Source organism: Streptosporangium sp. NPDC006007, from assembly GCF_040614315.1.
Taxonomy (GTDB): Bacteria; Actinomycetota; Actinomycetes; order Streptosporangiales; family Streptosporangiaceae; genus Streptosporangium.
Genome location: NZ_JBEXUG010000039.1, coordinates 45,880 through 56,651 on the forward strand (window position 1 = coordinate 45,880; position 10,772 = coordinate 56,651).

Consider the following 10,772-nt stretch of genomic DNA (forward strand, 5'->3'; position numbering starts at 1 on the left):
CTCAGACCTCGGCCAGGGTCAGCAGGCCGCAGCCGTACGCCTTGGCCTTGCCGATCCCCCGGACGAGGGCACGCCGGAACGCCTCGGCGTCGAGGATCTCAAGGCGCCCGTCGAAGGTGACAGTGACCAGGGTGACCTGCTGCCGCTGCTCACCCTTGCCGAAGGTGAGCCGCCGCCGATCGCGCACCGTCAGCTCGTACTGATCCTCCACCATGAGACGCCGCTCCGGCGTTTTCTCCACGACCCGGAAGCCCGCGTTCTCCTGGCGTTTCAGCAGCCAATCGCGTTGATGGCGAAGGCCGACGTGAGCGGTCACTTTGGTGGGCTCGTCGTCTTTACGGCGTGCGGTGTGGACGGGGTTGGCGGTGAGACGGAACGCCCACTGGTCCCCGGTGGCCAGCCGGGACAGGAACGGCCCGTAGTCGTAGGTCTCCCATCCCCCGGTCGTGGGCCAGCCGGCCTGTTCGACCAGGTGCGTGAGGTCGGGCTTGTCCGGGCCGACCATGAACAGACGGGTCTCGGCCGCGCTGTCGCGGTCGATCCGCCACAGCACACGGGCGCCGTCGCCGGCGGGCACGGGAACGTCGGCGAACGAGGACATGACCGCGGCGTGCAGGGCCTGTGGTGAGGACAGAAGCCGTCGCGCGCCGACTCGCGCCGTGTTGAAACGGAACCGGGTCAGGTGCATCGGGCGCCCCCCAGGACGGAGACCGGGTCGTGATCGGGAACCGTGGCGGGAGCGCGATGGGCGGGGTTGGGGACGGTGGCCCACCGTTGGCTTACGCCGCGCAGCGCGTACCAGCGATGGAGGGGATCGAAGCTGACCGGCTGGTCACGCACGGTGTCGACCGGGCCGTCGTCGGCCACGGCGTCCTCCCGTACCTCCAGGCGGATGGAGGACTCACGGCCGCGGCGGCGCTGGTGCCACCGCGCGGCCCGCCACGGCTCGCGGTCCAGGGCGTTCCCCAGGGTGAGCTCGTGGAAGACGCCCAGGTCCACGGGCCGTGCCGGCGGGCACGAGCGGCGGCCCAGATAGGGCAGGAACACCGGTGCGCGCACCGCCCGGTGCAACTCCTCGATCAGCTCCCGCTCCCCTTCGACCCCCGCGACGAAGACGGCGTCGGCGAGATAGAAACGCTCCGACACCGGCATGGCGCCTCCGCCGGCGAACCGGTGAGCGGTGTGGAAGTCGCGCAGCGACGTGCCCGGCTGGTCGACGCGCACGCCGAAGCGCAGCGCCACCAGATCGGCCAGGTCGTCGGTGCGGGCACGGCCCAGCGCGGCGGCCAGCAGCCCTATCACCGCGCTCTTGGTGGGCGCCGGTTCGGTGGTTCGCCGGGCGAAGCGCGAGGAGGCCCCCCACGACTGCAACGGTCCGGCGAACTGCATCAGCAGGACGCTCATGCGCCGTCCCGCCGCTGGGCGATCTCCGCGCCAACGGCCGTGACCAGGTCCCGCAACGCCAGTTCGGTACCGAGGCCGGACAGCGCCTCGGTGTTCTTGCCGACACGAAGGACCCAGGTGGGCGTCTCCTGGGAGACGCCGTAGACACGCTCGATCTCGGGGACGTACTCAGCGAGCCTCTCGCAGGACTGCCGCATGTGGCCTCCGATCGCCGGCTCGGCCCGGCACGGCTCCTCGAAGGCCCCGACAAGGCTGATGGGACGCGCGGACCGCAGTTTCACCACCACGGCCTCCGGCAGCGTGTGGTTGCCAAAGGTGTTGATCTTTCCGGTGGGCAACGAGGTGAGAAAGCACTCGACGAAGACCTCGGCCGCGCGGCGTACCGGCCGGGTCAGCGGCTCGTCCTCCCGCAGCCCCGCCCCCAGGTTTCTCCCCAGAAGATCGATGTCGACGGCGGCGTAGCGGTACAGGGTGGCGGAGTTGAACTCCACGGTTCCGATCATGCCGGCGCCCAGGTCGTCGGTCTCGCGCTTCTTCCAGTCGTCGACCGCGGTGTAGTAGTCGGACTCGTTGTCCACCCGGTGCACGCTTATGGCGTGCGCGACCTGCGCGGCGGCGTCGACGTTGATGTCGGCGCCGTCGGCCACCATCCGGCCGAACAGGGCGATGTCGACGGAGTGCCGGATGTTCGCCATCTGCTTGGCGAGGTCCTTGTTCGCCTTGTCCTTGAAGAAGTCCTTGCCCGCGCCGTGCGCCTTGACGGCGAGCTCGGCCAGGTTGTCCAGTTGATGGGCGCTGAGGAACATCAGGTACTTCGACTCCGGGGCGGGAGGCGGGCTCTGCTTGTCCTTCGTGTCCGCCTTGCGCTTAGGCGTCTCTATCTTGGAGCCGGTCGCCGTCTGGACGGTCTCGGCGGCCAGAGCCCATGCCTGGGTCTCCTCGATCGATCCGTCCAGCCGTACGATCCGCTCGGCCAGGGCCTCGGCCACCCTGCGGGTACGGACGCCGAGCTCGCTCGGGTCCAGCAGGTCGTGGAAGCTCCGCCGGGTGGCCCGCTTCCACGCCTGGCTGGAGACACGGGCACGCGGCACACCCCCGTACACCGCGCTCTTCGGTGCCCCGGTGTCGTCGCGGTTCAGGCAGCTCGGCGGCACGGTCTGCAGCGCGTGCACTTCGAGGATCGTACGGGTCATCATGTGTCCTTGTCGGTGGGAGCGTCGGTGGGGGAAACGTTCGGGCGGTAGGAGTGGAAGCCGCGGCCCCATCGCCGGCGCACCTCACGCATTCCGTCGGGAACCTGGGCCTGGTAGAGCTGGCCGGCCAGAAGGCCGTAGTCGAGGGGGATCGACTCCCGCCTGAGGAGGGAGACGATCCCGCGCAGCCTGTCGGCGAGCGCGTCGCCGGTGGTGGCGGTGCCGAGGTGGACGAAGCGTCGCCGGATCGGCTCGTCGATGTCGCCGCCGGGCATCAACTGGCGTACGGCGGTTCCCAGCTCGGCGCCTCTGCGGTGCATCCCGTGGTTGACACGCGACTGCTGGTGCAGGGCGTACAGGGTCACCGCCAGGAAATGAGCGGCCTCGGCCCTCGCCTTCTCCCGCTCGGACCAGTCCTGCCGGTTCAGCAACTCCTCGGTACCGCTTACCCCCCACAGCTCCGGCACGTCCTCGGGCACCTTGCCCGCACCGCGCCTGAGCTGTGCCAGGGCCGCGACCGCCGAACTCCGGTCGGCGAGATAGCCCCTCTGCAAATCGGCGATGAACGCACCGGCGACCTCACCGACCACTTCCGCGATCGGCCGGCGTTCGGTGGACGGGGTCGTGTTCATGCCCGTGCCTCCACGGTGTGCTGCTCGTTGTCGGTGTTCTGGGGCTCAGGACTTCGGGGCTCGGGGTTCCGGGGCTCGGGGGGGTTCGCCGCGGGCAGGGCCTTGCGCAGCCTGATCCGGAAGGACAGGTCGGCCCGGGAGGCGGTCAGCCAGAGGTCCTGGCCGTTGCGGGTTGCGACCATACGTCCTCCCCAGGCCGCGTCACCCGCCTCCCGCAGCAGGTCATCCCCCAGCCTGCCGACGAGCCGATGGGCCTGCGTCTGCCATGCCGCCCGCTTTTCCTGGGGGGAGTCGCCGGGACGGAGCCCGGCGAGCCAGTCGCGGAACGCTCTGTCGAGCGTGCCGAACCCGAGGTGTCGCGCGCTCTCCTTGGGCGGGTCGGGGTCCGCGCCGACGGCACGGGCGAGATCGGCGGCGAGGTCGCCAAGCGCGGTCACCGCGTCCTCGGCGTCCCGTACGGCATCGACGGCGGCCCGGCCGAGGCCGGTGTCACCATCGTGCAGCAGCACCACGGGCATCGCCACGGCGTCGTCGACGATCTCGTCGATCACCGACTGCTGCGTGCCGTACACCGCGCCGATCAGCCGTGCCCGGATCAGGAAGTCCGCCGGCAGGTCGCCCTCCACGGTGAGCCGGGCCACCCAGTCCAGGATGCGAGGCCGGACGATCGCCGCGGCCTCTCCTCGCTGCTCACTCCATTGCGTACGGCCGGCGACCAGCGCCCCCAGCCCGCGCCACGCGCTGCGGCTGGGGTCGTGTTCCCGTGGCAGATACACCTGGGGCAGGCCGCGTTTCTTCTCCTGAGCCTCACTGCGCCTCCAGCCCGTCATCGGCTCGCGCCGGTGCTGATTGTGCGCACCGAGCGAGTCGCCGTAGGCGAGGATCACCCCGTGCACGCCTTCGGCGTCGTGGGCGAACCGGACCCGCCGGGACTGCCAGGTGTACAGGTCACGCACCCCGGCCGGGCGCCCGCTCATCTCGACCGGATCCGTCTCCCCCGGCCCGGCGCAGGGACGGCGCCACGCCGGAAGGTCCCGCTCGGGATCGACGCGCAGATTGCCGGTGTCGAAGGCGACGAGGTTGAGCAGCAGCGTCTCGCGCAGGTCGCCGCCCTCCGCGAAGACCCCGCCCAGACCGCCGGCCCAGGCGACGCCTTGCGGATATCCCTTGCCCCCTTTGACGCGGGGGTCGCCCAGCGCGCCGGTCTTGATGCCGGAGGTGTCGAAGGCATGGGCGTGGACGAGCCACCGGGCGGCCTCGGCGAAACCGAGTCGCTCGGCACCTCGGACGCGCATGGTGAAGAACGGTGCCCCGTTGGGCACATCGGCGACGATGCGGTCCAGTGAGGTGAACCCTCCGCCGGCGCTGCGCAGGTCGGCGGTCTGCAGAAACGGCTCTTCGGGATGGAGCAGGTCGAACCGCGCGCGGTGATCGTCCAGATAGGCGGTGATCCGGTCGAGCGGCAGCCCGCCGTCCCACAACTCCTGCCACTCTTCGAGGTCGCGCGGCCCGTCGAGCGCGTCGTGCAGGATCGCCAGGAGCAGCCGCAGCAGCGCGAACTCCTGGGTGGGAACCTCACCGACCAGCCGCCGCAGATCGCCGGCCTGGTCGAAGATCTCCCGCAGGGACAACTCGTCCCCCGTGCCGTCCTTACGCAGCACCGGCAGCCACGCGCTGCCGGTCAGATCGAAGGACGGTGTGATCGGTTCACTCGGCATGAGCCACCTTCAGCCCGTCGTGAGGGGTGTAGCGCAGGTCATAGCCTGCCAATCGGGTCCGACAATCTTCGTCCAGCATGAGGATCAGCTCGCCGGCCAGCCAGTGGCTCTCCTTGGCCTGCCAGGCCGGGACGCATTCGGCCTCCAGCTCCTCGATCGCCCGATCCGTCGTCTGGGGGATCGAGAAGTGGAAGGGCAGCCGCAGACCGCACGAGGCCACGACGCGGGCCAGCCGCGGCTCCGGCACGGAGTCCACCGGCAGTTCCAGACCACCGTGTCTCTCTCCGATGTGCGGCATCGTGACCAGCGTGCCGTCCGCACGGCGCTGAACGACGAGCACCTCCAGCGACTCCATGCCGTCACGGACCTGCGCCCGGCCTTTGCGCGTGTCGTCGGCGTCCCCCACCCCGGCCTCCAGCCAGCCGATCAGGGCCCGGCCCGGCTTGCCGACGTCGTTGAGCTGGAAATCGAGTGCCTTCTCGGTCTGCCGCGCGTGATGCAGGTCGTGATCGGCGCGTGCTCGTTCCATCGCCTCCCGCCACTCCTGAGGGCCGACCGGATCGTCCCCGTAGGCGCGCTGGACGAGAGGGCTGATGTCCTCGGGCAGGCGGACGACGTGGCCCGTCTCGGCCGTTCCCGCCAGGTACGGTTCCAGCACGGCCGCCGACCGCAGCAGCGGATACAGCCGGTAGATCCGCTGCGAGCCCCGCACCGGCTCCACCGGAGCCGCCTCCCAGTTCGCGCCGGTCAGCAGGCAGCGCGCCGTACGGAGGCGAACCGGGCGATCGCTCTGCCCTTCGCCGCGCAGGTGCCGATGCTGCCGCCCCATCCGCTGAAGCAAAAGATCAATAGGGCACAGATCAGACACCAGGAGGTCGAAGTCGATGTCCAAGGACTGCTCGGCGACCTGGCTCGCCACCACGATGTGCACGCCCGTCGGCCGGCGCCCCGCGCTTTTGTCCGGCGGGCCGAACATCTCCAGCAGTTCGGCGTCCTTCCTCGCCCGGTCAAGATCGAGGAAGCGGGCATGCGCCACGGTGACGCGGTCGGCTCCGAACCGTTCACGCAGGTGATCGGCGGTCTCCAGCACCCGGTCCACGGTGTTGCGCACCACCAGGGCGCAGCCGCCCCCGGCCAGTTCCTCCGCGAGCCGGTCCCCCAGTTCGGTGAGCTCGTCGCCGAGCCGTTCGAGGTGGATCTCGACGCCGCGCCCGGAGGGCTGAACGGTCTCGACGACGGGCCCCCGGCCCGGCTCGACAACGGTCAGCAGCGGGTAACCGTCCGCCTTCTCCACCTCGTCGAAGCGGGCGTCGCCCGCCAGCGCGCCCGCGTACGCCTCGGCCAGCTCGCGGCGACGCCGCGCGGGCAGCGTGGCTGACAGCACCACGACCGGGACACGGTACGCGCCCAGCCACGACAGCACCCGGTCCAGGTAGGAGCTCATATAGGTGTCGTAGGCGTGTGCCTCGTCAATGACGATCACCTTGCCCGCCAGGGCCAGATGGCGGAGCGCCAGATGCCGGCTCTTGAGCCCCATGAACAGCAACTGGTCGATCGTGCCGACCCCGAACGAGGCCAGCATCCCTTTCTTCTTACCCCGTAGCCACTGGTGGGCGACCAGCTCGGACGACGACACCCGGCGGTCACCCCGGTGCCCCCACTCGTCGGCGCCGCCGTCGGAGTCGACCTGGCGGACCGCCCGCCTGCCGGCGCGTACCAGGCCCGTGTAGTCCTCGTTCAGCGCCGCCTTGGAATGCGCCAGCAGCACCGAGCGGGGGCCCTTCCCCTCGGCCCGCTCATCGGGGAGGCGACGCAGCCACTTCAGCAATCGCGGGAACATCGCGTTTCCGGTGGCCATGGTCGGCAGCGCGACGAAACAACCACCGGCCCCGGACTTGGCGGCGTAGATCTCCGCCACCGCGAGCGCCGCCTCGGTCTTTCCCTCCCCCATCGGGGCCTCGATCACCATCAGGCCCGGAGAGTTCGTCGCCCGCGCGACCGAAACGGACCGTTCCTGCACCGGACGTACGCGCGCCCCGGCCGGAAAGTCGAACCGGGAGAAGAAAAGATCGCTTGGCTCCCCCTCGACGGTGACGGCATGCCACGGGGAGGGCAGGTCCAGACCGCGCCACGCCGCCTCGACACGTTCTCTGTGCCCATGCCGTTGCGCTTCGGGAAAATAGGGAAAAAGGTCGGAGTTGCTGGCGATCCAATCGGCGACGATGACCAGCCCGGTCAGCACGACCTGCACGGGCTGCGGAAGCCGGACCGTCCGCCAGTCGTCGAAACGATCCCCGGCCCCCGTCACCTCCGCGCAACGGTCAAGGAGTTCCCACTGCACATCCCGCCAGAGCGTTTTGCACCCGGGGGTGCGCAGCAACTCGGGGTGCGCGTTCAGCTCGTGAATATCGCCGTAGGCGGGCGGCACCCCATGATGGCCACCGGCGACGACGGCGAACTGCTGGGCGGCGGACTTGGGCCAGTCACACCGGTCGGCCAGCCACTCCTGCAACAGCACCTGACCGGCCAGGCCGTGCGGCGCGAGTTTGCGGTCGGGCATCCGCTCGCGAGCGGGCATGTCCAGGCCGGCGGCGCGCATCGTGGCGGCGAGCGACTCCACCTGGCAGGCGAACGCCGGGGACGCCTTGCCCACGTCATGGGTGGTCGCCAGCCACACCGCCAGCCGCCGGGCGTCCTCATCCCCTCCGGGAAGCGCCTCGGCGACCAACCGGCGCACCTGGTCGGGCAGCCAGCGATCCCACAACAACCCGGCGACGGCGCCGCTGTCGGCCAGATGCCGCCACAGGGGGAGCCAGCCGTCGGCGTCTCGATCATGCTTGGCCCAGACCGACCGCGCCGCTCGGGAAAGCCCATCCTCAAACCGGGCGGCCGAGCGATCTTCTCTGTCCATGGAAACCACCTAAAACCGTTCCACCAGGCCACACTCCCGCATTCAAAGATTCTTATCAAACCGAGATGTTTGGACAAGAACATCTTTCAGGAAGAAAAAGGGCCTTTGGGGCAAAAGTGCACTGAAGAGCCAGACCGAAAGCGACACAGAAGTGCACAATAATCCAACAAGCCCCCCAGTCACACACCAAAGACCCGCATTCGCCACACTGAGGACTACGGAACATCTTTCACCCAGAGAGGCGCGACACCCACCGCGGCACCTCCCGTGATCGCGAACTGCGACACTTTGCCGCCGGACGGATGCGTCAGCACTCCCAGAGCCACATGACCCCAACAAAAGGCATTTTTAATTATGTATACAAATTATCAGGATCAGCACACCGGAGACAGCGTCCCCCCGTGCGCCAGAAGGGTGTGGAACACCCAAGGGAACAGGCATGATGGGGTCGCTCCCCGCGCACACGGGGAGCGACCCCAGGCGACATTCGTCGACACCCGGGCCGCCCTGCTACGGAAACCCCCCACCCCACAAGGCGGCCCGTCGCCGAATCCCACCCGACCCCACACCGTTAGGCATCTCAAGGAACAAGCAATGCCCGAAATGTCCAACTTTTCAAAAGTGCTCAATTTCCGCACTTCTCACGGATAAACCTGCTGGTCAGCCAGTGTGCTCCCCGCGCACGCGGGGATGGTCCCACCCGCAGCGTGCGGCCATCGACGCGGAAGTCGTGCTCCCCGCGCACGCGGGGATGGTCCCTCCGCCTCAGCAACCACGGCGGGGTCGAATAGGTGCTCCCCGCGCACGCGGGGATGGTCCCATAAAAAGACTCCCGTCTACCAGTGGATATAGGTGCTCCCCGCGCACGCGGGGATGGTCCGGCGCCATCGTCGCCCCCGGCCTCAGCGGCCTGGTGCTCCCCGCGCACGCGGGGATGGTCCCCGGGCATCGGTGAGAGGCAACAGCCGCGGGGTGTGCTCCCCGCGCACGCGGGGATGGTCCCGGCGACTGCACGAGCAGTTCACCCACACGAGGGTGCTCCCCGCGCACGCGGGGATGGTCCCGGGCCGCCCTCGTAAGAGTTGAACTCGTCGGCGTGCTCCCCGCGCACGCGGGGATGGTCCCTCGTCGATGAGGATCAGCGTCAGGGGCCGACCGTGCTCCCCGCGCACGCGGGGATGGTCCCGGCGTCCTCGGCACGCCGGTCCTGCTCTGGCTGTGCTCCCCGCGCACGCGGGGATGGTCCCCGGCGCACTCGGCGGCGGACCTTCCGGCGACGGTGCTCCCCGCGCACGCGGGGATGGTCCCTCTCCCTTGAAGGGCTCACGTACCGCTCAGACGTGCTCCCCGCGCACGCGGGGATGGTCCCGACTGGGCGACATACAGGCCGGTGGACGGCTGGTGCTCCCCGCGCACGCGGGGATGGTCCAGCGCCACCGAGGGGGGCGCCACCCGGGTGCGGGTGCTCCCCGCGCACGCGGGGATGGTCCCGCCCTTGACGAGACGCTGTGGCCGGGCGAGCTGTGCTCCCCGCGCACGCGGGGATGGTCCCCGTCACCCGCCCCGCACCCCTCATACGCGCCCGTGCTCCCCGCGCACGCGGGGATGGTCCCGCGGTCACGCACGCATGGGCCGACCGTCGCGCGTGCTCCCCGCGCACGCGGGGATGGTCCCCCGCTAGCTCGGGCGGCGGCTCCGTCGCCGACGTGCTCCCCGCGCACGCGGGGATGGTCCCTACTGCCATTTCCTCCGCGTGAGCCACTAGCCGTGCTCCCCGCGCACGCGGGGATGGTCCCCACCTGCCTCCGGGACTTCCGAGCCCGATGAGGTGCTCCCCGCGCACGCGGGGATGGTCCCTGCGCGAGACCCCTAGATTTCTAGGGGCGGCTGTGCTCCCCGCGCACGCGGGGATGGTCCCCGTCCTCGGGGCGTATGCCGCCGCGGTGCTCGGTGCTCCCCGCGCACGCGGGGATGGTCCCGGCGTCGCCGCCCAGATCAAGAAGATCAAGGGGTGCTCCCCGCGCACGCGGGGATGGTCCCCAGACGGCACCGATCTGGCAGTCGTAGTAGGGGTGCTCCCCGCGCACGCGGGGATGGTCCCTCCTCGTCGGCGAACATCTCCGCCAGGCCGGTGTGCTCCCCGCGCACGCGGGGATGGTCCCATTGTCGTGCCGACGGCCGGCGGCACCATCGCGTGCTCCCCGCGCACGCGGGGATGGTCCTACCCCCGCGCGCTCCAGGAGCTGCGGGACGCAGTGCTCCCCGCGCACGCGGGGATGGTCCCCCGGCCATGTCCCCGGCCGGGGCCGGGAGCACGTGCTCCCCGCGCACGCGGGGATGGTCCCTTGCTCTCCAGGAGGTGACCATGTCCTGGCATGTGCTCCCCGCGCACGCGGGGATGGTCCCTCGCCGAACGTCTCGGTACGGAACGCACGCCCGTGCTCCCCGCGCACGCGGGGATGGTCCCTCGGCCGGCGGCAGCGCCTCCAGGGTGATCGGGTGCTCCCCGCGCACGCGGGGATGGTCCCGACTGACCTGCCCAGCCCTCTCTACCGGCACTGTGCTCCCCGCGCACGCGGGGATGGTCCCATCACGATCTAGTACGGCAGCCGCCATTCGTTAGCTGAGCTGGGTATACGCGGTGGCCAGGCGGGCACGGCGGTGAAACCAGCGGGCGCGTGCTTGATGGCGGCGGCGCCAGGCCGACCAGTGAGCGACGTGCTCTAACGACAACGTGTGGGTGGCCGTGGCATTGAACAGGCGTTTGATCTCGGCGACCGTCAGCGGGATCATTCCGGGCTCGGTGGGTGGCTGCTGGTCGGGGCTGATAGGTGACGAGGCCTGGGTATCGGTGCGGCGTCGGGCGGCCGCGGCGCTCGTCGCGCAGATCGCCAGGGCGGCCATGACGAGCACG

At 70.2% G+C, this 10,772-nt stretch carries 6 protein-coding genes, 1 pseudogene and 1 CRISPR repeat array; all 7 genes and pseudogenes read right to left on the minus strand.

The features are described 5' to 3' along the window. Nucleotide 1: 1 nt before the first annotated feature. On the minus strand, nt 2-688 hold the full coding sequence (cas6e, locus tag ABZ194_RS24665) for a type I-E CRISPR-associated protein Cas6/Cse3/CasE (protein ID WP_355599372.1): 687 nt from the start codon (nt 686-688) through the stop codon (nt 2-4). Further along, on the minus strand, nt 679-1,404 hold the full coding sequence (gene cas5e, locus ABZ194_RS24670; RefSeq protein ID WP_355599373.1) for a type I-E CRISPR-associated protein Cas5/CasD: 726 nt from the start codon (nt 1,402-1,404) through the stop codon (nt 679-681). The genes cas6e and cas5e overlap by 10 nt, the downstream gene beginning before the upstream one ends. Then, entirely contained in the window at nt 1,401-2,597 is a 1,197-nt protein-coding gene (gene cas7e, locus ABZ194_RS24675) for a type I-E CRISPR-associated protein Cas7/Cse4/CasC (RefSeq protein WP_355599374.1), read from the minus strand. Before cas7e ends, cas5e begins: the two co-directional genes overlap by 4 nt. Continuing rightward, nucleotides 2,597-3,229, minus strand: a complete 633-nt coding sequence (gene casB, locus ABZ194_RS24680; protein WP_355599375.1) for a type I-E CRISPR-associated protein Cse2/CasB — start codon at nt 3,227-3,229, stop codon at nt 2,597-2,599. The genes cas7e and casB overlap by 1 nt, the downstream gene beginning before the upstream one ends. Beyond that, complete coding sequence (casA, locus tag ABZ194_RS24685; RefSeq protein WP_355599376.1) at nt 3,226-4,947, minus strand: type I-E CRISPR-associated protein Cse1/CasA; 1,722 nt, start codon at nt 4,945-4,947, stop codon at nt 3,226-3,228. The genes casB and casA overlap by 4 nt, the downstream gene beginning before the upstream one ends. Next, entirely contained in the window at nt 4,937-7,858 is a 2,922-nt protein-coding gene (cas3, locus tag ABZ194_RS24690) for a CRISPR-associated helicase Cas3' (RefSeq protein ID WP_355599377.1), read from the minus strand. The genes casA and cas3 overlap by 11 nt, the downstream gene beginning before the upstream one ends. 669 nt (nt 7,859-8,527) lie before the next feature. Beyond that, a CRISPR array of direct repeats spans nt 8,528-10,447; the repeat unit is 29 nt; unit sequence GTGCTCCCCGCGCACGCGGGGATGGTCCC. Nucleotides 10,448-10,477: 30 nt separating this feature from the next. Beyond that, a pseudogene (locus ABZ194_RS24695) lies at nt 10,478-10,772 on the minus strand (hypothetical protein); the annotation flags it as partial.

Coding starts and splice junctions, on each gene's coding strand:
- cas6e (WP_355599372.1), bottom strand. CDS start 688: ATGCACCTGACCCGGTTCCGTTTCAACACGGCGCGAGTCGGCGCGCGA.
- casA (WP_355599376.1), bottom strand. CDS start 4,947: ATGCCGAGTGAACCGATCACACCGTCCTTCGATCTGACCGGCAGCGCG.
- cas5e (WP_355599373.1), bottom strand. CDS start 1,404: ATGAGCGTCCTGCTGATGCAGTTCGCCGGACCGTTGCAGTCGTGGGGG.
- casB (WP_355599375.1), bottom strand. CDS start 3,229: ATGAACACGACCCCGTCCACCGAACGCCGGCCGATCGCGGAAGTGGTC.
- cas3 (WP_355599377.1), bottom strand. CDS start 7,858: ATGGACAGAGAAGATCGCTCGGCCGCCCGGTTTGAGGATGGGCTTTCC.
- cas7e (WP_355599374.1), bottom strand. CDS start 2,597: ATGACCCGTACGATCCTCGAAGTGCACGCGCTGCAGACCGTGCCGCCG.